We start from the raw sequence: 26,306 nt of genomic DNA on the forward strand, positions 1-26,306 counted from the left end.
GGGGTGGCTTGTGGGGGGATCTGGCGTTGGACGGAAGGGTGGAGTGATGGGCATCGTCTACACCGAGATGTCGGTGTCGCTGGACGGATACATCGCGGGGCCCGACGAGACGGGCTTCGATCGGCTGTTCCGCTGGTACGAGAACGGTGACGTCGTCTGGGAGACGGCCATGCCGGGGCTCACCTTCCGGATGACCGAGGTGAGCATGCGCGCGATGCGGGCGAGGCTCGCCGACACGGGTGCTTTCGTCGTCGGGCGCAGGCTGTTCGACATCACCAACGGGTGGGAGGGGCGGCATCCGTTCGACGTCCCCGTGGTCGTGCTGACCCACGCCGTGCCGAAGGACTGGCCGCACCTCGGCACCGCGCCGTTCACGTTCGTCACCGAGGGCGGCGTGGAGGCGGCGGTCGCGGCGGCCAAGGAGGCCGCGAACGGCGGGGACGTCGGGGTGAACGGCGGCACGATCGCCACGCAGTGCCTCGACGCGGGCCTGCTGGACGAGGTGGGCATGGCGCTCGTCCCGGTCCTGCTGGGCGGCGGCGTGCCCTACTTCGGCCCGCTCGAGAACGGCCCGCTCGACCTGGAAGGGCCGATCTGGACCGTTCAGGGCAAGGACGTCACGCACCTTCGCTACCGCGTGCGCCGCGACTGACCATCGCGGCCGTCTCCCGTGGGGAGAGGCGGAGTCGCCGAGACGCCCGGTCGGACGTGGCGGAGGCGCGGGCGTTCCGGGCGGGTGAGCGGGGCGGGGCGCTGGGGTGGCGGTCATGCGGCTGTGGGCCAGGGCCAGGCGAGCTGGGCGAACAGGCCGAGGCGGTCGGAGACGGCGCGGATCTCGCTGATCAGGCCGTCCTCCAGCGTGAAGACGAGGATCATCTCCGTCTCGAAGGCGCGGCCGGTCGGGACGGGCATGCGGGGGTGAGGCCCCGTGTGGGTGCCGGAGTGCGTGCAGCGGGCGACGGCCGTGTCGCCGGAGACGACGAGCTGGTCGACCCGGCAGTGGTAGTCGCGGAACGCCTCGAGCTGCATGGCGATGGCGTCGAACGCCGCGCCGGGCTCGTCCGGCTCGCCGTGGATGATCTTGTTGTGGTCGATCACGTCGGCGGCCATGCACAGGCGCAGGTCGGCGAGGCGGCGCTCGTTGACGGCGGCGAAGAACGCGGTGACGACATCGGTGGCGGACATGTCCACCCTCCCTCTTACGGTGTAAGGCGTTCGGACGCGTCTATGATGCGTCTTACGCCGTAAGAGAGTCAAGTCGGAAGGAGAACCTGTGGGTAAACCCGTCGGCCTCACCCGGGACCGGGTCCTGGACGCCGCGCTGGCCCTGGTCGACCGCGACGGCCCGGCCAAGCTGTCGATGCGCCGCCTGGGGGCCGAGCTGGGCGTCGAGGCGATGACGCTGTACCACTACGTCCCGAACAAGGACGCGCTGCTGGACGGTCTGGTCGAGCGCGTGATCGCCGGGGCCCGCCCGCGTCCCGGGCCCGGCCTCGGCTGGATCGCCGACTTCGCCCGCTCGCTGCGCCGCGAACTGCTCGCGCATCCGCGCGTGGTGTCGCTGCTGGCGTCCCGTCCGATCGGCACGCCGGGCGGCCTCGACATGATCGAGGAGGCGCTTGCGTCGCTGGCCGATATCGGCCTGACGCCGCTCGAGTCCCTCGGCCTGCTCAACACGGTCGCGACGTTCACGGTCGGCCACGTCCTCGCCGAGGTGCCGGCCGGCCATGAGCCTGAGCTGCCCGACCTGGAGAAACACCCGCGCGTCGCGCAGGCGGTCGCGGACGGCCTGGGAACCCCGTCCGACCACGAGGCCCGATTCGAACGGGCCCTCACCGCCATTCTGACCGGCCTTGCCCCGGTAGGTGAACGATGATGGTCCGATGATCTCGATCAGGCCGGTCGAAGGCGGGCGACCGGGCCGCGGCGGATGGCGGAGTGGCGAGGTGTTCGAAACGGGAGGTCAGTGAATTCCCGCCCGCGGGGTGGGTGGTGCGGCGCATGCTTGGAAGTCGGGCTTGGGTGCTGACGGGAGGGCGCATGAGGGTGGTCACTCTGTGGCGCACTCGTGACGGCACCTACGCGGTCAGGGACGACCGGATGCGGCTGCTCGCGGAGTTCTGGGCCGAGAAGGAGGGCTGGTGGCGGGGGGAGCTGGCGGACGGGACCGTCCGGCGACTCTGGGTTCCGGTCGGGGAGGGCGACGAGGAGTCCGCCGCCCGCGAGGTCACCAAGCGCCTGCTGAGCCGGTGAGCCCCGGAAAGGGAAGTGGCGCGGATGCCCCCGTGGTATCCGCGCCGTGATCGATCCTCGCGGGCCGTCGCCGGTCCGCGTATCCGCTCTTCTACTCAGATTCGACCGGGAGGCGGCGCCCTCGGAGCAGGCGCCAGAAGAGCCACGCCTGGACGGGCCCCGCGAAGGTCAGGAAGCCCGGCACGGAGAAGTCGAGGGCGAAGAACGGGATGATCGCGGGGCCGATCAGGGGGAAGACCCAGATCCCGGCCATGCTGCCGCTGGACGTGACCGAGGTGGAGAGGTCCCAGACCACGACCGCCGACACGAGCAGGCCGTAGGACGTGGCCACGCGGAAGATCGCGGGCCCGTGCCCGAAGCGGCGGACGTAGGCGCCGATCGGCTCGTGCCAGTCGCGCGTCCGCCACCGCAGCAGGCCCCAGAAGGTGAGTGCCTGGAGGAGGGCGAGGATGAGCAGGGCGGTCTCGACCGTCCGGTCCGGTCCGCCGTCGTCGATGTGCAGGCCCAGGGGCTTGAGCAGGTAGGACGCCGGCCCGGTGAGGTCCGCCAGCACGCGTTGGCGCTCGCCCTCCCCGTCGGCGGACGGCAGGACCGACATCGACACCAGGACGGCGGCGTAGACGAGGGGGACGGCCGTGAGGAGGCGGCCGAGGGTGACGCGTCGCATGAGGGATGGTTCTTCCTGTCGGCGCGGGAACGACTCAACGAAGGAAGGTCATCATGGCGAGCGCACGGCGGCGTCCGGTATCCGTTGGAGTACTCAGACGGCGCTGAGTGGTCAGCGTCCCGGGGTGGAGAAGATCTCGTTCAGCCAGCGGAAGACGGGGCCGAGCGTCGCGTCCCAGATCGCGCGGACTCCGCGGCCGATCGGGCGTACCACGTTCACCCAGACCCAGCGGACGGGCAGCGCGACCAGGTACTTCAGCGGGACGACCAGCGTGTAGTACAGCACGCGCCCGGAGGCCCACCAGGCCCAGCTCAGCACCGGGAACAGGCCGTTCTCCCAGATCCAGGCCAGGCCGCGTCCGATCGGGGCGAGGACGTACCGCCAGAGGAACGTCAGCGGCACGACGATCAGGATGTTCAGCACCCACGCGATTCCGGTCGCGATCGGAAGCAGAACGTAGCGGCCGAACCATTCCAGACCCGCCCAGACGCCGCGTCCGATCCAGGCGAGGAACTGGCCGAGCAGGCGCAGGGGCGGGAGCAGGAGCGTCCGCCACAGCCAGACGATGGGTTTGATCAGGAGGAAGTGGAGCGCGATTCCGATCGGCCGCAGGACGTACCGGCCGAACTGGACGAGCACCCAGCCGATCCCGCGTCCGAGCAGGACGAGCAGTTCCCAGGCGAGCCGGAACGGCAGGACGATCACCATGACGGGCCACAGGAGGCAGCCTGGACCGGAGTAGTTGTTCGGCCTGGTCGTCACGGTGATGTCCCCCATGTCGTGCGCGTCCCCGACGTCACGACTAGGACGATTCAGGGTGAGAAGTGGTTCAAAACGGTACTCCTGAGGTTCGACGGAAAGGTCTGCGTTCGGGAAGTCGGCTCGGCCGGGGAGGGCGGAACCCGGCTCAGCCGAGGAGACGGCGGCGGAGGACGGGGAGGTGGCTCGCCTCGATCTCCTTGGTCGCGGTGAGCAGGGTGACCGGCCCGCTCTCGGCGAGTTCGCGCAGGTGGCGGACGATCTCGACGCGTTCCGGGTCGTCCAGTTCGGTGCGGTAGCGGTCGGCGAACCCGGCCCGCTTCGCCGGGTCGTGGCCGTACCACCTGCGCAGTTCGTCCGAGGGGGCGACCTGTTTGTCCCACTCGGTCAGCTCGGCGTGTTCCCTGGACAGACCGCGTGGCCACAGCCGGTCCACCAGGACGCGCGCGCCGTCCGCCGCCTCGGGCGGGTCGTACGCGCGCCGCATCCGGAATTCCCTCATGGACGCGTCCTACCCGCGCCGTGACGGTTAGCCGCGCCCCGGCCCGGGGATCTTGCCCGGGAAGATCGTTCCTATCGGGAGGCGCGGACATGGCGACGGTCGCCGAGCAGCTCATCGAGGTCCTCCGGCAGGCGGGCGTCCGGCGCATCTACGGGGTGGTCGGGGACAGCCTGAACCCGGTCGTGGACGCCGTCCGGCGGGCGGACGGGATCGAGTGGGCGCACGTCCGCAACGAGGAGGCCGGGGCGTTCGCAGCAGCGGCGGAGGCGCAGCTCACCGGGCGGCTCGCGGTCTGCGCGGGCAGCTGCGGGCCGGGCAACACGCACCTGATCAACGGCCTGTACGACGCGCAGCGCACCGGGGCGCCGGTGCTCGCGATCGCCTCCCAGATCCCGAGCGCGCAGATCGGGATGGGGTTCTTCCAGGAGACGCATCCGGAGCGCGTGTTCGCCGAGTGCAGCGTCTACCGGGAGCTGGTCAGCGGGCCGGAGCAGATGCCCCGGATCGTCCGGACGGCGATCCAGCACGCGGTGGGGCTCGGCGGCGTGTCGGTGCTCGCGCTGCCCGGCGACGTCGCCGAACGGAACGTCGCGGCGCCGGTCGGGCACTCGGACCTGCTCGTCCGGCGGGGCGTGCTGCATCCGCCCGCCGACCAGGTCGCCCAGCTCGCGAGCCTGCTGAACCGCGCGGACAAGGTGATGCTGTTCTGCGGCGACGGGGTGCGCGGCGCGCACGGCGAGGTGATCGGACTGGCCCGGAAGGTGCTGTCGCCGATCGGGCACACGCTGCGCGGCAAGGAGTGGATCCAGTACGACAACCCGTTCGACGTCGGGATGAGCGGACTGCTCGGCTACGGCGCGTGCTACGACGCGATGAACGAGGCCGACCTGGTCCTGCTGCTCGGCACGGACTTCCCCTACGACCAGTTCCTGCCGGGGAAGCGGACCGTCCAGATCGACGTCGACGCGTCCCGGCTCGGCCGCCGCACGCCGCTGGAGCTGGCCGTCCACGGGGACGTCGGGGAGACGTTGCGGCAGCTCATCGAGAAGGTCCGGCAGAAAACGGACGTGTCGTACCTGGACGGGATGCTGCGTAAACACACCCGTTCCCTGGAGAAGGTCGTCGACGCCTACACGCGCGACATCGAGCACCACACGCCGATCCACCCCGAGTACGCCGCGTCCGTGCTGGACGACGTCGCCGCCGAGGACGCCGTCTTCACCGTCGACACCGGCATGTGCAACGTGTGGGCCGCGCGCTACCTCACCCCGAACGGACGCCGCCGCATCATCGGGTCCTTCCTGCACGGCTCCATGGCGAACGCGATGCCGCACGCGATCGGCGCGCAGTTCGCCTATCCGGATCGCCAGGTCGTCTCGGTCTCCGGGGACGGCGGCCTCAGCATGCTGCTCGGCGACCTGATCACGATCCGCCAGCACCGGCTGCCCGTGAAGATCGTCCTGTTCGACAACGGGTCGCTCAGCATGGTCGAGCTCGAGATGCTCGTCGACGGCCTGCCCGCCTACGGCACCGACAACGGCCAGGTGGACTACGCGGGCATCGCCCGTGCCGTCGGCATCGAGGCCGAGCGCGTCGAGGACCCGGGACGCGTCCGGTCGGCCATGACCGAGGCGTTCGCGACCGACGGCCCGTACCTGGTGCACCTGCTCACCGACCCGAACGCGCTCTCCATCCCGCCCCGGATCACCGGCGCCCAGGTGAAGGGTTTCGCGCTCGCCGCCGGGCGGACCGTCCTCAACGGCGGTGTGGGCAAGATGGTCGACCTCGCGCGCAGCAACCTTCGCAACATCCCCCGTCCCTGACCTCCGCCTCGGAGGCGCGGGTCGCGGGGGTCAGTGAGGGGCGGGCAGGTCGACGTCGAACCATAGATGCGTGCCGGTGGACGACTGCTCCAGCCCCCACTCGGAGGCGAGCACGTCGATGACCGTGAGGCCGCGGCCGTGGTCGATGCGGTCGGTGCCGTGCGGGTCGTCCTGCCGGGCGGGGCCGCCGTCGCGGACCGCGACCCGCAGCCGCCGTCCGTCGGCCGAGACCCGGACCCGGATCGGCCCGGTGCCGTGCAGCACGGCGTTCGCGATGGCCTCGGCGCCCATCAGCTCGACGTCGTCGAGCAGGGACGGGTCGTCGATCATCTTCGCCGCGCGCTCGCGGACCGTGCGCCGCACGGCCTGTCCCTCCGTCCGGCCGCCGGTGAGGACGAGCTCCTCGCCGAGGAGTTGCATCACGCCGGTCACGACCCGCAGCCGGGGCGGACGCGCGCGGAGGCGGGCGGGCGGGGAGCGGATGCCGTTCTTCCGAGAGTCACTGGATCACCACACTGTGAGAGCGGAGACGCATCGCAATCATTCACCTCCGGTGCGTGACCGGGCAACGCGCCACGAGACCATGGTCCTGACCTGTTCCGGCCGGGGTCCCGCCTGTCCCCGGAGGCGGCCGCGGGCGCCTGGTGGGCGCGCCGGGCCGGTGCCGGACCCTCGGTGCGAGGCACCGGCGGAGACCGCTCCAAGATAGGCCGGATTCGGAACGCCGCGCAGCACAACGCCCCGGAACCTCCCCGCCCGGGATCCACCTCAACGCCTGTGACGTGCGTGAACGCCGCGTACGGCGGGTGCTCGCCGGGTGCTGAAGAACGCGAATTACCGCCGCTCCCACCGACGATTCGTCGGAGGTCCGGGCGTGTCACGGACGCCGTCCCGCCGGTCCCGGGGCCGATGGGCCGCCGTGCACCGGCGGTGCGCGAACGGTCAGCGTCCCGTCAGCGCCCCCGGCGACCTTGTAGTCAGGCAAGCGAAACGAGCGGATGGAGCGGGACATGGAGAACACCAGCGTGCTGATCTCGGGTGCGAGCGTCGGCGGCCCGGCCCTGGCGTACTGGCTGACCCGGCACGGCTTCGACGTCACCGTCGTGGAGATCTCGGACGGCCCGCGTCCGGGCGGGCAGGCGATCGACGTGCGCGGTCCGGCGCTGGAGGTCGCGGCCCGGATGGGCGTCCTGGACGAGATCCGCGCGGCGCGGGTGCGGATGCGCGGGATGTCGATGGTGGACGGCGAGGGCAAGGAGCTGTTCCGCAGCGAGGAGCGCACCATCACCGGCGGCGACCTGGACAGCCCGGACGTCGAGATCCTGCGCGACGACCTGTCGCTGATCCTGGCCCGGGCCGCCGGGGACTCCGTCGAGTACCTGTACGGCGACTCGATCGCGGGCCTGGAGCAGGGCGCGGACGGTGTGCGCGTGTACTTCGCGTCCGGCGTCCAGCGCGACTTCGACGTGGTCGTCGGCGCGGACGGCCTGCACTCCAACACGCGGCGGCTGGTCTTCGGGCCGGAGGACCGGTTCATCCGGCACCTCGGCACCTACCTCGGCGTGTGGACCGCGCCGAACTTCCTCGGCCTGGACGAGTGGCAGGTCTTCCACCAGGTCGCGGGCAGCTCCTGGGGCGGCGGCGTGATGAGCGTCCGGGACAACCGGGAGGTCCGCGTCTACCTGGGCTTCGAGTCGGTGGAGCCGATCGCCTACGACCACCGCGACACGGCCGCGCAGCAGCGGCTGCTCGCCGAGCGGCTCGCGGGCGGCGGCTGGGAGCTGCCGCGCCTCCTGGACAGCATGAAGGACGCCCCGGACTTCCACTTCGACGCGATGGCGCAGGTCCACATGGACTCCTGGTCGTCCGGACGGGTCGTCCTGCTCGGGGACGCCGGGTACTGCGGCTCGCCGCTGTCGGGGCAGGGGACGTCCATGGCGATGGTCGGCGCGTACGTCCTGGCCGGTGAGCTGAAGGCGGCCGGCGGGGACCACGAGGCGGCGTTCGCGGCGTACGAGCGCGAGCTCCGCGGCTACGTCACGGCCAACCAGGAGCTCGCGCTCACCAACAAGGCCCGCGTCGAGGCCCAGCAGGCCGCCGACGCCGGTCACCCGGACGAGGCCGTCGACTTCCAGGACTTCGGCGAGATCGTCAACTCCCTGGCGTTGAAGACCTACTGACCCTCGCGGGGGCGTGGCACGGCGGTGGCGCGGGGGCGGGGGCGGCGACGGCTTGCGTCGTTCCCGCGTGTCGGGGGTGCGGGGCGGCGTATTTGTCGGCTACTCCGGAGATATGGCAGACGCGCGCGACGGTGATGGACGATCGGCGGCGGCGGGTTGGACGCGGTGGGCGATCGCCGGGTGTGGGGCGGCGGTCCTGTTCGCGGTCCTCGCGGTGGTGGTCGCGCTGCGGGACGGACGGCCGCTGCCGGGCGATCTCGGGTTGCACGACTGGTCGGTGGCGCACCGCCCGGACGCGATGCGGACGGTCGCGGTGGCGATCACCGACACCGGGACCGGGATCGTTCCCTACCTCGTGGCGCTGGCGGCGGGGGCGCTGGCCGGTGCCGCGCTGCCCGGGATGGTGTGGGCGGCGCCGCGCGGTGGAACGGGATGGGTGTGGCGGGTCTGGGGTGCTCTGGCGGCTTTGGTCCTGCTCGTGGTGGTCCAGCTCGTCCGATCCGGATTGATGAGCTGGGTCGGACGGCCTCGTCCGCCGATGCGGGACTGGGTCGGACATCCGTCCGGGATGTCGTTTCCGTCCGGGCATACGACGACGTCGGCGATGGCGGCGCTGCTCCTCATCGTGGCGGCGCTGTCGGTCCTGCGCGGCGCGGCGCGCGCCGTGGTCGTGACGGTCGCCGCCGTGTGGGCCGTCCTGGTCGGGCTCACCCGGATCTACCTGGGCGTTCACTGGCCCACGGACGTCCTCGGCGGGTGGCTCCTCGTGGCCGCGATCGGGTGCTTCGTGGGGGTCCTTTCCAGGAGGCGAACAAAACAGGACGCCCAGGCGTGACTTTCGTATAACGCACCCATAACCGTCGTGTGCTTACCATCGGCCTCATGACGAGTGGCGAGGTTCCCGCCGGCTCCGGTACCGACGCCGACGAAGGGCGGAGGCCGGGCGTCCGGACCGCCGCGCTCTGGATGTGGCCCTGGTGCCTGCTCCTCGCGACCGGCGCCGCGTGCGCCGTCGCGGCGGTCTCCGCCGACGCCCCCTACGCCGACGACGACGTCCTCGACCTGCTCGGAGGCTGGGGACGCGACGTGGTCGGCGGCCTGGACGGGGTGCCCTGGGCCGTCGTCCCGCTGCTGGTGTTCCTGACCGTCACGCACTACGCGTGCACGGCGAAGGCGCTGCGGGCCGCGTCCGGGCGTCCGCTGCCCAAGGGCGAGACGTTCCTCGTGCAGACCGCGGCGGCCGTGGCGAGCCGCCTCGTTCCCGCGGGGATCGGGAGCCTCGCCGTCCTCAGCCGCTTCCTGACCCGGCGCGGCCATTCCGGCGCCGAGGCCGTCGCGGTCGTCGGGCTCACCCGGCTCGCGGGCGGGGTCTCCAGCCTCGGGCTGTTCTTCGCGCTCGGGGCGGGGCATCTGCCCGACCCGTCCGCGATCGGCTCGCAGCTGCGGCACGTCCGGGTCCCCGAGGTCGCGCCCGCCGGGCTCGCGGTCGCGGTGCTCGGCGCGACCACCGCGACGTACGTGGTCCGCCGCCGCTCCACCCCGGACGGACGGCTCGCGCGCCTGCGCCGGCGCGTCCGGCGGGCCGTCGCGGACGCCGTCCACCAGGCGACCGAACTCCGGCACCGTCCGCGCGCGTGCGCGACGCTCATCCTCGCGACGCTCGGCACCCCGCTCGCGCTCGGCACCGCCTTCGCGGTCAGCGTCATCGCCTCGCCCGGCGGCCCCGGATTCCGGCACGCCGGGACGCTGCTGCTCGTCTACCTCGTCGGCACGGCCGCCGGGACCGCCGTGCCGCTGCCCGCCGGGACCGGCGCGAACGAGGCCGCCCTGATCGGCGCGCTCGTGGCGACCGGTATCGCCGGGAGCGCCGCCGTCCAAGGTGTTCTGCTCTTCCGCGCCATCACGTTCTGGGCGCCCGTCCCGTTCGGGCTCCTCGCGGCCCGTCGCCTACGCCGCATCGACGCGCTCTGAGGCCGCGCCTAGTGACGGGCTCTCGGACGGAACACACCGACCAGGACGCGTAGCGCGAGCACGGAACAGACCACGAGCATCCCGTAACCAAGGAACTGGTACAGGCCGACCGAATCGGTCATCGCCGGGCCGTTCTTGAGGCCGAGCAAGAGAACGGCCATGACACCGGCGGTCGACGCCAGCAGCGTCAACAGGAACTGGTGCAGGAGGCCGGTGACGGTCGCGCGGTCCCGCTCGTCCGCGAAGAGCCGGACGTTCACCGTGAGCCGCCCGCCCTCGATCGCCGAGGTGATCCGGTCGAGACGGCGCGGGATGCGGCGCAGCGTCGGCAGCATCGCCGCCAGCTCGTTTGCCGCGGCGTCGCGCAGCGCCTCGGGACGGAGCCGTTCGCCCAGGTGAGCGCCGCCGAACGCGCGCGCCTCGCCGACCATGTCGAAGCCCGGCGCCAGCTCGGTCAGGCCGCCCTCCAGGGTGCCGAGCGCCCGGAACACCGCCGCGAACTCCGCCGGGACGGCCAGCGCGAACCGCGTCATCACCCGGAACAGCTCGGTGAACATCGCCGCGTCCGGCGTCTGGCCCGCCGCGAGATGCCGCGCCATGAACGCGCCGAGCGCACGCTCCAGGGCCTGCTCGTCCAGCTCGTCCGGACGTGCCGTCACCTCGAGGAGGGCGTCGGTCAGCGCGATCGGATCCGCCCTGTTCACGGCCAGGAGGATCCGGCCGAGCGAGGCGCGCAGCCCGGTGTCGAGACGTCCCACCGAGCCGAAGTCGATCATTCCGAGGCGGCCGTCGTCGAGCAGCAGGAGGTTCCCGGGGTGCGGATCGGCGTGGAACACCCCGTCGAGCATGATCTGGCGGAGCATCTCGTCCAGGAGATCGCGGGCGAGTTCCGCCTGGTCGAGGCCACGGCGCGTGATCGCCGGGGCGGCCTGGCCCAGGGGAACCCCCTGGAGGCGTTCCATGACGAGAACGCGCGTGCTGCACAGATCCTCGTGCGGGCGCGGGATATGGACCCTGCCTTCACTGTTCCGGTGCGCGGACGCGACGGCGGCCATGTTCCGCGTCTCGATACGGAAATCGAGCTCTTCGCGGAGTGCGTTCGCGAATCCCTCTGCGAGCTCGACGATTCCCAGGGAACGTCCCCATCCGGCGCGGGCGTCCAGCGTCCGGGCCAGTCGCCTAACGATGTCGAGGTCACGCTCCACGACCGTCCGCACGCCTGGGCGCTGCACCTTGACCACGACCTCCTCACCCGTCCGCAACCGTGCCGTATGGACCTGCGCGACGGACGCCGCGGCGAGCGGCTCACGCTCGAACTCGGCGAAGACCTCCTCGACCGGCGCGCCCAGCTCGTCCCGCAGGACCTGCTCGATGCGCTCCCACGGAACCGGCGCCGCCCGGTCGCGCAGGCGCCCCAGCTCGGCGACGAACTCCTCCGGCAGGACGTCCCGCCGCGTCGACAACACCTGCCCCAGCTTCACGAACGTGACGCCGCCACGGTCGAGCGCCGCGGCCAGCGAATGCGCCAGACGCGACCGCGACTCACCCTCCGGTCGCGTCCGTCCACGCAGATACGGACCGAGCCCGGCCCGCGCGAAGATCCACGTGATCTGCCAGTAGCGACGCGTCCGCTCGGCTCGTGCACGCAGGGACCGCACCCACAGGAACGGCGACGGGATCGTCCCGGTCGGAACGAACGCCTCCCACACCACCAGCACGATCATCGCGATGAGCAGCGCGCACGCCCAGCCGAGCACGAGGAACCAGATCGCCGCCGTGTGGTCCGGCCTGTCCGGGTTCAGCCCGTGCATCAGGCCCTTGAGGACGGGACTCGCCACGGTCTCCCCGGCGGACGCCGCCAGAACCGTCCTGAACAGCGAGAACCGTGTGTTGAGCAACCGCCTGGCCCCGAAGGCCAGGAACCCGGTGATCAGCGCGGAACCCGCGACGAAACCTATCCAGATCGCCATGATCGATAACGTAGGGGCGCTGTGACCTGGGGGGATCCCCCGTCCGAGCGAGACGCTTCCCCCGTCCGGGCGAAGTTCTATCTGCGGTTCAGAAGTTCTTACGAGGTTCATACGGCTCGCGTGGATTCGCGCTGACGGCCGCGTCCGCGACCTACGTTCGGGCCATGCGAGTGCTGCTCACAGGATCGGCGGGCTTCATCGGTTCGCACATCGCGGACGCTCTGGAAGCGTCCGGCCATGACGTCCTGCCCCTGGATCTGGCCACACCGGCGGACGGTGGCGGAGGCATGCCCGGCGATGTGCGGGACGCGGCGACGGTCGCGCGCGCCCTCCAAGGCGTGGACGCCGTCTGCCACCAGGCCGCGATGGTTGGATTGGGTGTGGACGTGTACGACCTGCCCGGATACGCGTCTGTCAACGTGCTGGGGACATCCGTTCTTCTGGCGGAGATGGCCCGCGTGGGCGTCCGGAAGCTCGTGCTGGCGTCGTCCATGGTCGTCTATGGCGAAGGCACGTACGAGTGCGCCGTCCACGGTTCGGTCCGGCCGCGCCCACGCGCCGAGTCGGCTTTGGCGTCGGGCGTCTTCGAACCGGCCTGTCCACGCTGCGCCCAGCTCTTGAGCCCCAGAACGATCGACGAGGACGCACCCGCAGACCCGCGCAACGTGTACGCGGACACCAAACTCGCCCAGGAGCACCTGGCCACCTCATGGGCGCGCATGACGGGCGGCTCCGTCCTCGCTCTCCGCTACCACAACGTGTACGGACCACGAATGCCGCGCGACACCCCCTATGCGGGCGTGGCCGCGCTCTTCCGCTCGGCCCTGCTACGCGGCGAGGCACCCAAAGTCTTCGAGGACGGCCTCCAACGCCGTGACTTCATCCACGTCCGGGACGTCGCACGGGCGAACGTCCTGGCACTGGAACACCCGTCCCACGCGCCCTTCGCCGCCTACAACATCGCGAGCGGACGCCCGCGCACGATCGGCGACCTCGCCGAAGCGCTGTCGACCGCGTGCGACGGCCCGCGGCCCGTGGTCACCGGGGCGTACCGGCTGGGCGACGTCCGGCACATCGTCGCCAGCCCCCGCCGCGCCGCCGCCGACCTCGGCTTCTCCGCGGAGATCGGCTTCGAGGACGGCATGGCCGAGTTCGCGGCGGTGACCGCGTGACCACCATCGACGTGATCCTGCCGTGCCTGAACGAGGCCGACGCCCTGCCCTGGGTCCTGGACCGGATGCCGTCCGGCTACGCCCCGATCGTGGTGGACAACGCCTCCACCGACGCGTCCGCCGAGATCGCGGCCGGGCATGGCGCCCGCGTCGTCCACGCCGCCCGCCGGGGCTTCGGCGAGGCCTGCCACACCGGCCTCCTCGCCTCCACCGCCGACACCGTCTGCTTCATGGACGCCGACGCCTCGCTGGACCCTCAAGACCTTCCGCTTCTGGTCGCCGTCCTTGGAGAAGGCCGAGGGGCGGCGCCTCTGACCAGCCCTCACACCGGCACCGCCACCACCTTCACCGCCGCCACCCCGGCGTCGGGGCGTGTGACCGGGCCCTCCTCTCAAGACGTCGTCGACCGGCCGATTCTCGTTCTGGGACGCCGCCGCCCGACCGGATGGCGCTCCTGGCCGCCGCACGCCCGCGTCGCCAACCGGATCCTGGCCCGCGAGCTGAACCGCCGTGCCCGCACGTCCCTCCACGACCTCGGCCCGATGCGCGCCGCGCGCCGCACCGACCTGCTCGCCCTCGCGCTGACCGACCGCCGCTTCGGCTACCCGCTGGAGATGGTCCTCAAGGCCGCCCGCGCGAACTGGCACATCACCGAACTGGACGTCCCCTACCACCCGAGGACGGGCCGCTCCAAGGTCACCGGCACGCTCCGCGGCACGATCCGGGCCGTCCACGACATGCGCGACGTCCTGACCAAGGTCGGTGGCGCGTGAACACCGCACCCGCCGCCCCCGGGACGGCCTCGGACCCGGCCGCGCACTCCGCCGTCCCGGACGACGTCGACCTGATCGTCATCGCGAAGGAGCCGGTGCCGGGCCGCGTCAAGACGCGCCTGACCCCGCCGTTCACCCCGCACCAGGCCGCCGCCCTCGCCGAGGCCGCTCTCAAGGACACCCTCGCGTGCGTGGCCGCGACCCCGGCCGTCCGCCGCGTCCTGGCCCTCGCGGGCTCGCCAGGCCCCTGGCTCCCGGACGGCTTCGACGTCATCCCGCAACGCGGGGACGGGCTGGACGAGCGTCTGGCCAACGCCTTCGACGACGCCCACCGAGGCCGTCCCCTGCTCCTGGTCGGCATGGACACGCCGCAGCTGACCTCGACCCTGCTGGCCACCGCCGCTGCCGCCCTGACCAGCCACGACGCCGCCTTCGGCCGTGCCGCCGACGGAGGCTTCTGGCTCCTCGGCCTCCGCACCCCGGACGCGACCCTCCTCCGAGGCGTCCCCATGTCCCGTCCGGACACCGGCCACTTCCAACTGTGTCGTCTTGCCGAGGCCGCCCTGACCGTCGCGCACCTCCCCGAACTCACCGACGTGGACACCCACAAAGAGGCCGCTCAAGTAGCCGCGCAAGCCCCCACAACACATTTCGCCACCACCTACCGCACCCTCACCACCCCCCTTCGCACCAGCGACCTCACACCCGAAACCCCCGCCAACGTTCATCCCCAACAGGCCGAACCAGCGCATCCTCACCAGCCCGCAGAGCAGCCGCAGCCGCAGCCGTCGCAGCGGCGGCCGTCGCGCACTGTGCGCTCCGGCCCGATCGCCACCGACTCCCCCGGGCCCTCGGCCCCGAGAACCGGCGGCATGCAGAAGCCTCCGACACGTGAGCCTTCCGAACAGCACGAGGTCTCTGAACGTCATGAGGCGGTTGGTAGGGATGGCGCTGGCGGTGGACCTCCCGACGTGCTGCGGCTCGGCCCGGGGACGGGCGGTGACCGTCGATGATCGGTGAGCTGTACGAGAGGGCACTGGACGAGCAGCTCCTCGGCGAACGAGGAGCCGCGTCCGTCCAGATCGAGGACGCGACGGGCGCGCGGCGTCCGCTGCCGGTGACGGACTGGCTGCGGCTGCGTCCGGGCGACGAGGGCCTGCTGTCACGTTCCGAGGGCCCCGTCCTGGACGTCGGTTCAGGACCGGGCAGGCTGACCGTCGCGCTCACCGAACGGGGCGTCCTCGCCGTCGGCATCGACAACGCGCCTGCCGCCGTCGCGATGACCGTGGCCGCCGGAGCCCCCGCGCTGGTCGGGGACGTGTTCGAGCAGATCCCCGGTGCGGGGCTCTGGCGGACGATCCTGCTCGCGGACGGCAACATCGGCATCGGCGGCGACCCGGCCACGCTGCTCCGCCGCCTGGCCCTGCTCCTCGCCCCCGGCGGCCTGATCCTCGCCGAAGTGAACGCCCCCGGTGGCACGTCCCGGCGCGAACGCGTCCGCCTGCGCAGCGGCGCGACCGTGGGCCCCTGGTTTCCCTGGGCCCAGGTGGCCGCCGACGACCTCCCCCAAAGCGGCCTGACCGTGTCCGAACGCTGGGAAGAGGCAACCCGATGTTTCGTCGCCCTGACGCCATGACTCCGCCCCACTCAGCCCTCGACGACCTGGGACGTCCCGGGCGCCTCCGCGCCGTCTGGAAACCCGGCGGCGCGCTGGCCGGCCGTGCGTCCTCGGTGGCCAGGGCCATGGGCGATCGACCGCGCGCCGGGTCGGTCCGGCAGGTGAACGATCAGGTGGGCCATCTCGTCACGGCCGCCGGATCACGCTTCACCAGCCGCTTCCACGATGAGCGGATCGCGGCGTGGCTGGGCATGGCACTCGGCGTCTCGTTCGGGACGGCGTTCATCACCGGCCTGATCAGCCACTTCATGCAGTATCCGCCGGACTGGCTGCACTGGCCGTCCCGTCCGGTGAACCTGTACCGCGTCACCCAGGGCGTCCACGTCATCGGCGGACTGGCGACGGTGCCGCTTCTCCTGGCCAAGCTCTGGACGGTCTACCCGAAGCTCCTCCAGTGGCCGCCGTTCCGCTCAGCGGCCCATGCCGTGGAGCGAGGCCTGATCCTCCTGCTGATCGGCGGAGCCCTGTTCCAGCTGGTCACGGGTGTCCTGGACATCGCCTACTGGTACCCCTTCCCGTTCTTCTTCACGGTCGCCCACTACTGGACGGCCTACGTCGTCTTCGGGGCGCTGATCATCCACATCGCGAACGAGTGGGCCAAGGCGCGCCGGACCGTGATGCGCAAACCCGAGGACGGCCTCGACCGCCGCTCCTTCCTCCTCTCGGTCTTCGCGGCGTCGGGCGCGGTGGCCCTGTTCACCGTCGGCGAGGCGGTCTCGCCCCTCGCTCGCCTGGCCCTGCTGGCTCCGCGCCGTCCGGGCGTCGGCCCGCAGCGACTCCCGGTGAACCGCACCGCGCTCGAGGCCGGGGTCACACAGACCGCTCGCGACCCGGGCTGGAGGCTCCAGGTGACCGGAAGCGTCCGACGGGAGCTCTCGCTCTCGCTCGCTCAGTTGCGCGCGATGCCGCAGCACACCGTCCGCCTGCCGATCACGTGCGTCGAAGGCTGGTCCGCGTCCGGCGACTGGACGGGCGTCCGCATGCGCGACGTCCTGACCAGGGCCGAAGCGCCGGCTGACGCACGTATCCGAGCCGTGTCCCTGCAGGGCGGCGGCGCCTACCGGACGTCCGAGGTGGACCCCAGGCACTGGCATGACCCCGACACGCTTCTGGCCCTGTCGCTGAACGGCGAGCCCCTGGACTTGGACCACGGCTTCCCATGCCGCCTGATCGCCCCCGATCGCCCCGGCGTCCTCCAGACCAAATGGCTCACGACCTTGGTCGCCGAATGAGTCACGACACCGGCCCCCAGCGCCCCTCGGGCGGTAAGCCGCGTATCGGCGACGCGAGGAGCGGTGCATTCAGGTTGCCGCAGGTGGGTGCCGGGCGTCTGGTCGCGTACGTGGTGGGTGGAGCGTTCATCGCTCTGGGCCTTTCCGGTCTGGTGGCGCATTCGAGTCCGATCGGGTGGGCGGTGTGGGTCGGCGGCGCGGTCGTCGCGCACGACGGCGTGCTGACGCCGGTCGTGCTCCTCGCCGGGATGGTGGTGCGGCGGTGGTGGTGGCGGTTCCGGCTCTGGCTGTTCGTGGCCGGCGTCCTGGCGCTCGTGGCCCTGCCGCTCGTGCTCGGCTACGGCCGCCACCCGGACAATCCCTCGATCCTGCCCTTGCACTACCTCCCCAACTTGATCGTCGCCGTGGCGCTCGTCGCGGTCGCGGCAGCGGTTCCGTGGCGCAAGACCGCCCACGCCCTGACCACCGCGATCACGCGAGGCCCTGCCGGTCGAGACCGTCCACCAGGAGCTCGAACCGAAGAGCCCCGCCCGCAGCCCGACGCCAAGGACGACTCCCACGCCGAGCACGACTCCCACGCCGACCGGCCGAACGAGCACGCCCCAGGCCGAGCCGACACCTCGGCCCCAGGCCGAGTGAACGAGCGCCCCTCAGGCCAAGCCGAGGGGCAGGGCGCTGGTCGGGCGGACGAGTCGGACGGCGGGCGCTCGGGCGGCGAATCTGCCGACCGGCGGGATGGACGAGGGGACGGCCGGGCCGGTGAGCAGGAAGCGGGAGGTGGGACGGATGACTGAGCAGAGGCCTGGACCCGGTGGCATGCGGACGACGGAGTCGGACGTCGGCGCGTCGGTGGCGGGTCATGACGGATCGGTTGTCGGCACGGTGTCGGCAGGCGACGTTGAGGCGTCGGGCTTGGGGACCTCCGTTTCACACGCCTCTGGCTCCGGGACGTCCGATGCGGACGCCTCCAGCACCAGGGTCTCCGACACCAGGGTCTCCGACACCAGGGTCTCTGGTGCCAAGGCCTGCAGTGCCGGGGCCCTTGCTGAGGGGGGCTTCGGTGTTGGAGGGCTGGTTCGGAGCCTTCGGCCCGGTGGGAGGTGGGGGCTCGGGGTCTGGGCCGGGGTGATCGTGGGGGCGTTCGTCGTCGGGGAGGTGATGCGGCGGGCCGGGTTGGCCACGGAGGACGCGTTGCCGCCGCTGCACGCGAAGGCGCGGTTGCTGACCTGGCAGATGGCGCCGGCCGTCGGGTACGCGGTCGTCGCGGTCGGGGTGCTGCCGGTTCTCGTGCGGGTGATGCCATGGCGGAGCCTCCTTGCGGTGTCGTGGGGGGCGGCGGCCGGGTGGGCCGTCGCGTTGGCGGTCAGTGACGGGCCGGGGGCGCTGGCGCGTCCGCTGGACGCGCCGACCGAGTACCCGGCGGGGCTGGCGGCCATCGGTGGTCATCCGTTGCGCTGGCTGCGCACGTTCACTCATGACCTGAACGCGTACCCGACGCATGTGCGGGGCCATCCGCCGCTGCCGACGCTGCTGTTCTGGGCGTTGGACGCGGTGGGGCTCCACGGCACGCTCTGGGCCGCGTCGCTGATCATCGTCGCCGGGGCGTCGTCCGCGGTGGCCATCGCGGTGACGGTGCGGGTGCTGGCCGGGGAACGGGTGGCGCGTCGGGCGCTGCCGTTCCTGGCGCTGTCTCCTCTCTCGCTCTGGATCGCGACGTCGATGGACGCGTTCTTCCTCGCGGTCGGGGCCTGGGGCGTCGCGTTCCTCGCGTTGCGCCGGCCACTGACCGGTGGTCTGCTGCTCGGTGCCCTGCCCTTCCTAAGCTATGGACTGCTCCCCCTGCTGGCCGTACCGAGCGTCGTTCTGTGGATGACGCGTCCACCTGTGAGGTTCTGGCTAGTGATGGCGCTCGGATTCGCCGTCGTTCCCACGGCCTTCACGCTCGGAGGCTTCTGGTGGCCGAACGGCGTTCACGCCACGCTCGACACGTATCTCGTCAGCGGCGGCTCGGCGCGCAGGTCCTACTCCTACTTCCTGGTCGCGGACCTCGCCGTCCTAGGAATCCTCACGGGGCCGGCCATCGCCTATGTGCTGCCCTCATGTATCAAGCGGGGCGTCGCGACCCGGCGAGAACTACGCACGGAGCCGGTTCTCCTCTTGGCGGCCGCCGCCGCAGTCGCCGTCCTCAGCCTGGACGTGGCGGGCGTGACGAAAGGCGAGGTCGAACGCATCTGGCTTCCGTTCGCGGCGTGGCTGCTGCCGATGGCGAGCGTTCTCCGCGCGCCCGCGCGAGGCTGGCTGGCCGCGCAGGCCGTGACCGCCATCCTCGTCCAGGCCCTCGTGCTCTCCGAGTGGTGAGCCGAGCCACCCGCAAAAGACCCGCCTAGCGGGACGAGGGTTCGGTCGCGGGGGTGTCCGTTGGCGGGGACGCGGCCTCGGCGTCGCGGGCGATGGCGGCGCGGCGGCCGCGGCGGAACACCAGGAACAGGGGGACGGCCAGCAGCATCACGGTGACGTGGCCGACCGCGGCGACGTCCAGTTGGCGAAGCCCCTCGAACAGGTAGGGCCACAGGGCCCACAGGCCGGCCGCCGCGGCGAGACGCCACCACCACGTCCCGAACATGATCACCAGGACGAGGCCGGGGACCAGGACGAACGAGGGACCGGTGTCGAGCTGGTGCCGGGCGGCCTCCGGGAGCGCCCCGTGCGTGACGCGCCACGCGACGATGCCCTCGCTGACCAGCGTCCCGACCACGTGCAGCAGGACGAACAGCAGCACCGTCCGGCGGTTGCCGAGCAGCGCGTTGACGGGGAGCAGGGCCACGACCGCCATGCCCGCCCAGACGAGGGGATAGGAGTCGGGGACGAGCGCGGATCCGGCCAGGGAGCCCAGGGGATGGTGGGACAGGTTGGCCACATTGGTGCTCACCCAGTCGACGACATGTGCCTTGCCCTCGGGTGACAGTAACCAGACCGCGACCTCGGCCACGACGAGTGCCGCGACGTATCCCCAGGTGGCCGCTCTGGTCCTCAGCACGCTTCCATAGTGCACCTTCGGGGACCCGCCACGAGGGCGGAGCGCGCCCTCAGAGCGCCTTCAGAGCGCCTTCAGAGCGGATTCGGAACCGGCCGGATCGCACCCGTCCGGACAAAGCAGACGGCCCGGCGCTCTCGGGGAGGAGAGGCACCGGGCCGCGTCGGGGAGCCGGAGGGGCGGGGGTGACGTCGTCGGCGGGGAGTTACTGGCCGAGGGCGGCGGTGGTGATGGCCTGGCCGATCTTGCTGCCGCCCACCCACTGCTGGAACGGCATCTGCCAGTAGCCCCAGCCGTTGGACCACTGCAGCTTGCGGCCGGTCCCGGCGATGGTCACCATGTCGCCCCGGTAGGACCAGCTCATGAACCACTCCGCGTCGGAGGCGGGCGAACGGACGCAGCCGTGCGAGCAGTTGCGGTTGCCCAGGCAGGACGGGTCGTCCATGTTCTGGTGGATGTACTCGCCGCTGTTGGAGATGCGCGTGGCGAAGGGCACCTGCTCGTCGTAGTAGCCGGGTTCGCCCTTCTTCTTGCCGGGCGCGACCATCCGCTCCAGCCGGACGTGGTCCATGGTCAGGTGGACCCCCGCCGTGGTCTTCAGGTGGTCGACGCCGTCGCTCTGGACCTCGCCGCCGCTGCCGAGGCTGACGCCCCACTTGCGGACGACGGTGCCGTTCTTCTTCACGGTCAGCCGGTGCGTCGAGTTGTTGACCGTGATCACGTGCGAGTCACCGATCTTGAACTTGCGGGTGACGTCCTTGTCGCCGTAGACCGAGTCGCCGATCTTCAGGCCCGCGTAGTGGACCTTGAGCTCGACCTTCTGGTTCGCCTGCCACGGGTTCTTCGGGCGGAACACCACCGAGGGCAGCCCGTTGAACGACTCGCCGGCGCTCAGCCACCGCCAGCCGCCCACCGTCGGGTAGGTCGAGGTGATCTCGATGGCCTTCTCGATGGTCGGCTTGGCCTTGTCCGGGACCTCCTTGTTGAACTGGATGAAGATCGGCATGCCCGTGCCGACCTTCTCGCCCGGACTCGGGATGACGTTGCTGATCGTCGTCCGCGCGGTGTCGTTCACGGTCTTGAACGAGCTGGTCGCCGTCGCCGTCTTGCCCTTGCTGGACGCCGCGACCGCCTGGACGGTGTACTTCCCGCCCGGGATCAGCGTCCAGGACGACTTCCACGTCTTCTTGTCGGCCGAGAGGACGCCGGGCACGTCGGCGTCCTTCAGCTTGACCAGCACCTGGCTCAACGTTCCGCCGGACGCCGTCACGGTCACGCCGGCGTCCGGTTTCGCCTTCGCGGAGCCGTTCGCCGGGGTGATCGAGATCTCGGGGACGCCTTCGTCGTGTCCGGCGGTCTTGGCCTTGCCGTCCGTACCGCCGCCGCACGCCGTCGCCAGTCCCAGGACCAGCGTCGCCACCACCAGGGCCTTACCTCGCACGGTTCTCCCTCATCAGCACGCAATCCGCAGAAAGCACATTAGCGACAAGAATGCCGGTGCTTGTTCCCGCATTCCCCTCCCGGCCCCGACCCGGGAGGGCTGCGCCCCCGGCACCGTCCCCCCGGTTCGGGCGAACGTCGTTCAGTGAGACGTCGGAATCCTCCCATGAGTTCGCATCTTTCCCATAAGAAACCGCAGCCCACCTCTCTGCGTGCGGGCGGCGGACCCCGCCGGGTTCGCCCCTTCCGCGCCTTCCATGCGTCCCGGAGCGCGGCGTGGGCCAGTTCCGGCCATCCACAAATGCGCTATTTGTGTCATCTCCTCGTCACGCTGGGCGTTCGGCGCCACGGGCGTGTACCGGACGCGTACCGGGGTGCGCCACCGTTACTCCTTCTTCACCGTTGACGCCTTGGTGTTCCCCGCTCCACCGATTCCGCTTCAGGCGTGGGCATACCGAACAGGCCCGATCAGCGCGTCCCCTGTGGTCCGCCCCTGTGGTCCGCGCAGCCCGAGGACACCCGCTCGTCCCGACGCCCGAGCGGCGGGAACGAGCACAACCGAAACGGAACGTGATGATTCAGAAGCGATTCACGCACCGAAGCCGGACGATTCTCGTGACGTCCGCCGCGGCGGCCCTCGTCCTGTCCGGAGGGGCGGCGTTCGCGCTCACGTCCGGCCAGGCGCCGGGGACGCGGACGGCGGGGGAGACCCGGCTGACGGCCGCGACGGCGCAGGTCCCGGCGACCTTCCGCGTCTACCAGACCAACATGTGCATGTGGGGGCCCGACTCGTCCGGGCCCTGCTTCCCCAAGGGGAGCGCCGCCGCCCTCGCGAAGACGGCCGAGGCCAAGCGCGCCTCGCTCGTCGCGCAGATCAAGTACTGGAAGCCGGACGCGATCACCGTCAACGAGGGGTGCAGCGGCGACATCGCCCAGGTCGTCAAGCGCCTCCGCGCCGCCGGATACGACTATTCCTACGTCGACCAGGAGGCGGGCGCCGCCAACACCGGCCATCCGCGTCCGTGCTGGTCGTCGGCGACGCGCGGGCATTCCGACAACGCCGTCATCGCCCGCGGCCTGGACGCGTCGTCCCGTACCGGTGGCTACTTCGAGCCCGTGGCCAAGGGCAGCGTCTACCAGCACAACCGCTCCTGGGTGTGCGTGAACGTGAAGGGCGTCCGCGTCTGCACCGCCCACCTGGCCCTGATCAGCCAGGACGACAACGGGAACGCCCCCGGCGGGCATCTGCTGCAACCACGCGAGTGCGCCTACATCCGGGACCGGCTGCTCGCGCCGCACGGGTCCGGAGCGACGGTCTTCGCGGGCGACACCAACATCTCGCGCTCCCGCGTGCGGGTGCACTGCGCGCCGACCGGTTTCTGGGGGTTGCACGACCTGGAGACGAACGGCAAGTACAACGGCGTCAGCGGCCTTCAGCACATCTACTACTCGGGCAAGCTGACACGCGGCGGCACCTGCGGCGAGATGCACGTCGTCGCCGACACCGACCACAAGGGCTACCTGTTGGACCTCCACCCGGCGAAGACCCCGACGCGCGGCGCGTCCTGCGCCTGGCGGGACATCCGGCACTGACCCTCGCCCTTGGGCGCCGTTGGCCCCGGCGGACGGGAAGCTGATCACCGGGATGGCCCGCACCCGGACCACCCGAAGGCGCCATGAGCCAAGGACCAGCCCCCGTCCACCGCTTCCCGGCCGCAGGCCTGTGCAGCGTCCCGGCTTGGGACGCTGCACCGGTCGAAGCCCTCACTGAACGTCTGCTTCCTGAATCCGTGACGCAGTGCCGGTTCGAGCTGGCCGCGCAGCCGTCCGGCTCGTGCGCACGCGTATGCCGCTGCCCACGCGTTTGCCGCTGCGCACGCGTCCCGGATACGCGTTGGACGGCATCGCCGTTCTCCCCGAGGGAGCCGACAACAACCCTGCGGCCTTCTCCTTTCTCACCTCCCTGACCCGGTCACACGGGGTGATGTGGAGGAACGCACACACGCGATGGTGCGTTCCTCACAATCAACTATTGCGGATTCGACTTGGCCCGGGACTTCCTGCCGGTGATGCTGAATTGCAGCCGACCACGGAGGAGGACCGCGGTGGACCAGTACGAGCCCTACTGCCTCGCCGATCTGTTCTTCTACGACAAGCTCGGCCAAAAGCAGAACGAGGCGTCGGACTTCTCGCTCGTCGCCCGTCCCGTTCCCGAGGGTTGGGTCCGGCACGAATCCGACGTCTGGATGTACTACGCGCCCCAAGGGGAGGGGACGCTGCCGTCCCAGGGCTGGAAGATCCACGTGTCCGCCCGGCTGGACGACGCCGAGCGCGCACTTGCCCTGATCTGGGACTACTGCGTCCCGCGCGGGATCGTGTTCAAGTACCTGCGCGGCCGGTCCGTCCTGCTCATGCGGAACTCCAAGGCCGCCTCGCGTGGAGCCAGCGGGAAGCTCGTCACCCTTTACCCGAGGGACGAGAACGAATGCGAGGGAATCCTCAAAGAGCTGGACGAGCTACTCGAAGGCATCGAGGGACCCTACATTCTGAGTGACCTCCGATATGCGCAGGGGCCGCTCTTCGTGCGCTACGGAGGCTTCGCCGAACGCCGCTGCCCCGGCAAGGACGGCGAACTCGTGCCCGCCATCGAGAACGGTGCGGGAGAACTCGTCCCGGACGTCCGCGGAGCGACGTTCTCGGTGCCCGAATGGGTGACGCTGCCGTCCTTCCTCGCGCCGCATGTGGACGCCCGCAACTCCGTCCGCGTCGACGAGATGCCGTACGACTTCGAAAGCGTCCTGCATTTCTCGAACGGCGGCGGCGTCTACCTCGCCCGCGACCGCGCGTCCGGCGAGCGCGTCGTCCTGAAGGAGGCCCGTCCGCACGCGGGACTCGACGTCATCGGACGCGACGCCGTGACCCGCCTCCAACATGAGCGCGACATCCTCGAACGCCTCTCCGGGCTGGACGTCGCGCCGGCGCTGCGCGACTACTTCGTCCTCGGGGAGCACCATTTCCTGGTCGAGGAGTTCGTGGACGGCAATCCGCTCCAGCGCCAGATCGTCCACCGGTATCCGCTGACGAAGGCGGACCACGACGCGACGGCGCTCGCCGCCTATACCGAGTGGGCGCTGGACATGCACGCCAAGGTCGAGGACGCCGTCCGGCGGCTGCACGAACGCGGCGTGGTCTTCGGCGACCTGCATCCGAACAACATCCTGGTGACGGCGTCCGGACGGCTCTGCCTCATCGATTTCGAGGTCGCGGTGCCCGCCGAGGACCAGGCGCGTACGACCCTCGCCAATCCCGCGTTCCTCGCTCCGCGCGACCGGCGCGGCGTCGACGTCGACCGGTACGCGCTCGCCTGCCTGCGCTACTACCTGTTCGCGCCGCAGACCACGATCACCCTGCTCATGCACCCGCGGAAGGCCGCGCAGCTCGCCGGCCTGATCGCCGAGACGTTCCCGGTGCCGCGCGCGGACTTCGACGACGCCGTCGCCGTCCTCCTCGGGACGGATCCCGATCCGGCGCCCTCGCCGCTGGACACGCTGCCGCTGCCGGGCCGCGCCCCCTGGCCGGACGTCCGGGAGGCGCTGCACCGCGCGATCCTGGCCTCGGCCACCCCCGACCGCGAGGACCGCCTCTTCCCCGGCGACCCCGCGCAGTTCCGGGACGGCGGCGCGGTCAACCTCGCGCACGGAGCCGCCGGGGTCCTCTACGCCCTGGCCGAAACCGGGGCGGACGTCCCGCCGGAACACGTCGACTGGCTGGTCGAACGCGCCCTGGACCCCGAGGTCGGCATGCCCCTCGGCCTCTACGACGGCCTCCACGGCGTCGCGCACGTCCTCGACCGCTTCGGACGCCGCCAGGACGCACTCGACATCACCGACATCTGCCTTCGCGAGTCCTGGGACCGGCTCAGCCTGAACCTGTGTTCCGGACTGGCGGGAACCGGCCTCACCCTCCTCCACCTGGGCGAGGCCACGGGCGAGACCGAACTGACCGACGCCGCGCTGCGCATGGTCGACCTGTGCGCCGAGCGCCTCGGCGGCCCGGACGACGTCCCGGAGCTCAGCGGGGGCGACCATCCGCGCGCGGGACTCATGCACGGCTCGTCCGGCCCGGCGCTGCTGTTCCTGCACGCCTACGAACGCGGCGGTTCCGTGGAGCTCCTCGACCGCGCCGCCGACGCGCTCCGCCAGGACCTGCGCCGCTGCATGCTCGCCGAGGACGGATCCCTCCAGGTCGACCAGGGGTGGCGAAGCCTGCCCTACCTGGACGAGGGCTCCGTCGGCATCGGTCTCGTGGTCGCCCGCTACCTCCTTCACCGGCCCGACGAGGAGTTCGAGCGCGCGCTGTCCCGGCTCGCTCGCGTCACCGAATCCGGCTACTTCGTCCAGTCCGGCCTGTTCGCCGGACGCGCCGGGATCATCGCCGCCCTCGCGACCGGCCTCCGCACCCACCGCACTCCGCACCGCGCCCCGCTCGGTGACCAACATGGTGATCCGCACGGCGATCCGCGCGCGGATCCGAGGCTGGACGCTCAGATCCAGGGCCTTCGCTGGCACGCCATGCCCTACCGCGACGGCCTGGCGTTCACCGGCGACCAGCTCATGCGGCTCTCGATGGATCTCGCCACCGGGACGGCCGGGGTGCTGCTCGCCCTGGCGTCCGCGCTCGACGGACGGCGGCCGACGCTGCCGTTCCTCGACGACCCGACCCCGACCACCACCACCGACGGCTCGGCCACCACCAGTGGATCGTCCGTCGCCCCGGCCGGATCGTCCGGCCTCATGATCGGCCCTTCCGGCCGCGTAGGGAGCCTGGCCAAGGAGACCCCGCTCGCGTGATG

Annotated in this window: 24 protein-coding genes; 16 read left to right on the forward strand and 8 right to left on the reverse strand. The window is 71.4% G+C overall.

Annotation, left to right across the window (positions count from 1 at the left end):
- Positions 1-46: 46 nt before the first annotated feature.
- Positions 47-652, forward strand: coding sequence for a dihydrofolate reductase family protein (locus tag EBO15_RS02580; protein WP_122192647.1), 606 nt, complete (start codon positions 47-49; stop codon positions 650-652).
- Between the two features lie 113 nt (positions 653-765).
- Here EBO15_RS02580 and EBO15_RS02585 read toward each other — a convergent pair whose 3' ends face one another.
- Complete coding sequence (locus tag EBO15_RS02585; protein ID WP_122192648.1) at positions 766-1,185, reverse strand: ester cyclase; 420 nt, start codon at positions 1,183-1,185, stop codon at positions 766-768.
- 88 nt (positions 1,186-1,273) lie between these two features.
- Here EBO15_RS02585 and EBO15_RS02590 point away from each other — a divergent pair, with 88 nt between their 5' ends.
- Positions 1,274-1,876, forward strand: a complete 603-nt coding sequence (locus EBO15_RS02590; RefSeq protein ID WP_199744292.1) for a TetR/AcrR family transcriptional regulator C-terminal domain-containing protein — start codon at positions 1,274-1,276, stop codon at positions 1,874-1,876.
- Positions 1,877-2,040: 164 nt separating this feature from the next.
- Complete coding sequence (locus EBO15_RS02595) at positions 2,041-2,253, forward strand: hypothetical protein (RefSeq protein ID WP_122192649.1); 213 nt, start codon at positions 2,041-2,043, stop codon at positions 2,251-2,253.
- 91 nt (positions 2,254-2,344) lie between these two features.
- Here EBO15_RS02595 and EBO15_RS02600 read toward each other — a convergent pair whose 3' ends face one another.
- From EBO15_RS02600 to EBO15_RS02610, 3 genes are all read right to left on the reverse strand, one after another.
- Complete coding sequence (locus EBO15_RS02600) at positions 2,345-2,920, reverse strand: hypothetical protein (protein ID WP_122192650.1); 576 nt, start codon at positions 2,918-2,920, stop codon at positions 2,345-2,347.
- A 111-nt stretch (positions 2,921-3,031) separates the two neighbouring features.
- Positions 3,032-3,697 (reverse strand): hypothetical protein, encoded by a 666-nt coding sequence (locus tag EBO15_RS02605; protein ID WP_122192651.1) that lies wholly within the window; start codon positions 3,695-3,697, stop codon positions 3,032-3,034.
- Between the two features lie 130 nt (positions 3,698-3,827).
- A complete protein-coding gene (locus EBO15_RS02610; protein ID WP_233615878.1) occupies positions 3,828-4,181 on the reverse strand; it encodes a DUF488 domain-containing protein in 354 nt (117 codons plus the stop codon).
- Between the two features lie 89 nt (positions 4,182-4,270).
- On the opposite strand from EBO15_RS02610, the gene EBO15_RS02615 reads away from it, so the two are divergent.
- Positions 4,271-6,004 (forward strand): pyruvate dehydrogenase, encoded by a 1,734-nt coding sequence (locus EBO15_RS02615; RefSeq protein ID WP_122192653.1) that lies wholly within the window; start codon positions 4,271-4,273, stop codon positions 6,002-6,004.
- 30 nt (positions 6,005-6,034) lie between these two features.
- On the opposite strand, the gene EBO15_RS02620 is transcribed toward EBO15_RS02615, so the two are convergent.
- Positions 6,035-6,436 carry an ATP-binding protein gene (locus EBO15_RS02620; RefSeq protein ID WP_233615880.1) on the reverse strand — a complete coding sequence of 134 codons (402 nt, stop codon included), beginning with the start codon at positions 6,434-6,436 and terminating at the stop codon, positions 6,035-6,037.
- Positions 6,437-7,014: 578 nt separating this feature from the next.
- On the opposite strand from EBO15_RS02620, the gene EBO15_RS02625 reads away from it, so the two are divergent.
- The 3 genes from EBO15_RS02625 (at position 7,015) to EBO15_RS02635 (ending at position 10,155) form a co-directional block, all read left to right on the forward strand.
- Complete coding sequence (locus EBO15_RS02625) at positions 7,015-8,184, forward strand: FAD-dependent monooxygenase (protein ID WP_122192750.1); 1,170 nt, start codon at positions 7,015-7,017, stop codon at positions 8,182-8,184.
- Between the two features lie 112 nt (positions 8,185-8,296).
- A complete protein-coding gene (locus tag EBO15_RS02630; protein WP_122192655.1) occupies positions 8,297-9,019 on the forward strand; it encodes a phosphatase PAP2 family protein in 723 nt (240 codons plus the stop codon).
- A gap of 47 nt (positions 9,020-9,066) precedes the next feature.
- The gene (locus EBO15_RS02635) at positions 9,067-10,155 is read left to right on the forward strand and encodes a lysylphosphatidylglycerol synthase transmembrane domain-containing protein (protein WP_122192656.1); all 1,089 of its coding nucleotides are present in this window, start codon (positions 9,067-9,069) and stop codon (positions 10,153-10,155) included.
- 8 nt (positions 10,156-10,163) lie between these two features.
- Here EBO15_RS02635 and EBO15_RS02640 read toward each other — a convergent pair whose 3' ends face one another.
- A complete protein-coding gene (locus EBO15_RS02640; RefSeq protein WP_122192657.1) occupies positions 10,164-12,125 on the reverse strand; it encodes an ABC1 kinase family protein in 1,962 nt (653 codons plus the stop codon).
- A 164-nt stretch (positions 12,126-12,289) separates the two neighbouring features.
- On the opposite strand from EBO15_RS02640, the gene EBO15_RS02645 reads away from it, so the two are divergent.
- From EBO15_RS02645 to EBO15_RS02675, 7 genes are all read left to right on the forward strand, one after another.
- Complete coding sequence (locus tag EBO15_RS02645; protein WP_122192658.1) at positions 12,290-13,297, forward strand: NAD-dependent epimerase/dehydratase family protein; 1,008 nt, start codon at positions 12,290-12,292, stop codon at positions 13,295-13,297.
- The gene (locus EBO15_RS45705) at positions 13,294-14,070 is read left to right on the forward strand and encodes a glycosyltransferase family 2 protein (protein ID WP_233615881.1); all 777 of its coding nucleotides are present in this window, start codon (positions 13,294-13,296) and stop codon (positions 14,068-14,070) included. The genes EBO15_RS02645 and EBO15_RS45705 overlap by 4 nt, the downstream gene beginning before the upstream one ends.
- On the forward strand, positions 14,067-15,083 hold the full coding sequence (locus EBO15_RS02655; protein ID WP_233615882.1) for a TIGR04282 family arsenosugar biosynthesis glycosyltransferase: 1,017 nt from the start codon (positions 14,067-14,069) through the stop codon (positions 15,081-15,083). The genes EBO15_RS45705 and EBO15_RS02655 overlap by 4 nt, the downstream gene beginning before the upstream one ends.
- Positions 15,080-15,706 (forward strand): class I SAM-dependent methyltransferase, encoded by a 627-nt coding sequence (locus EBO15_RS02660; RefSeq protein ID WP_122192659.1) that lies wholly within the window; start codon positions 15,080-15,082, stop codon positions 15,704-15,706. The genes EBO15_RS02655 and EBO15_RS02660 overlap by 4 nt, the downstream gene beginning before the upstream one ends.
- Positions 15,703-16,980 (forward strand): molybdopterin-dependent oxidoreductase, encoded by a 1,278-nt coding sequence (locus EBO15_RS02665; protein WP_233615883.1) that lies wholly within the window; start codon positions 15,703-15,705, stop codon positions 16,978-16,980. The genes EBO15_RS02660 and EBO15_RS02665 overlap by 4 nt, the downstream gene beginning before the upstream one ends.
- Positions 16,981-17,063: 83 nt before the next feature.
- Positions 17,064-17,774 carry a hypothetical protein gene (locus tag EBO15_RS02670; RefSeq protein ID WP_122192660.1) on the forward strand — a complete coding sequence of 237 codons (711 nt, stop codon included), beginning with the start codon at positions 17,064-17,066 and terminating at the stop codon, positions 17,772-17,774.
- Between the two features lie 337 nt (positions 17,775-18,111).
- The gene (locus EBO15_RS02675) at positions 18,112-19,338 is read left to right on the forward strand and encodes a hypothetical protein (protein WP_147481352.1); all 1,227 of its coding nucleotides are present in this window, start codon (positions 18,112-18,114) and stop codon (positions 19,336-19,338) included.
- Between the two features lie 25 nt (positions 19,339-19,363).
- On the opposite strand, the gene EBO15_RS02680 is transcribed toward EBO15_RS02675, so the two are convergent.
- Both EBO15_RS02680 and EBO15_RS02685 read right to left on the reverse strand, forming a co-directional pair.
- Complete coding sequence (locus tag EBO15_RS02680) at positions 19,364-20,017, reverse strand: rhomboid-like protein (protein WP_122192662.1); 654 nt, start codon at positions 20,015-20,017, stop codon at positions 19,364-19,366.
- A 202-nt stretch (positions 20,018-20,219) separates the two neighbouring features.
- Entirely contained in the window at positions 20,220-21,455 is a 1,236-nt protein-coding gene (locus EBO15_RS02685) for a L,D-transpeptidase (protein WP_233615885.1), read from the reverse strand.
- Between the two features lie 572 nt (positions 21,456-22,027).
- On the opposite strand from EBO15_RS02685, the gene EBO15_RS02690 reads away from it, so the two are divergent.
- Positions 22,028-23,047: a hypothetical protein gene (locus tag EBO15_RS02690; protein ID WP_147481353.1), complete on the forward strand. Its 1,020-nt coding sequence runs from the start codon at positions 22,028-22,030 to the stop codon at positions 23,045-23,047.
- Positions 23,048-23,559: 512 nt separating this feature from the next.
- The gene (gene lanKC, locus EBO15_RS02695; RefSeq protein ID WP_122192665.1) at positions 23,560-26,304 is read left to right on the forward strand and encodes a class III lanthionine synthetase LanKC; all 2,745 of its coding nucleotides are present in this window, start codon (positions 23,560-23,562) and stop codon (positions 26,302-26,304) included.
- Positions 26,305-26,306 lie beyond the last annotated feature (2 nt).

The organism is Actinomadura harenae (genome assembly GCF_003696215.1).
In the GTDB taxonomy this organism is placed as follows: domain Bacteria; phylum Actinomycetota; class Actinomycetes; order Streptosporangiales; family Streptosporangiaceae; genus Spirillospora; species Spirillospora harenae.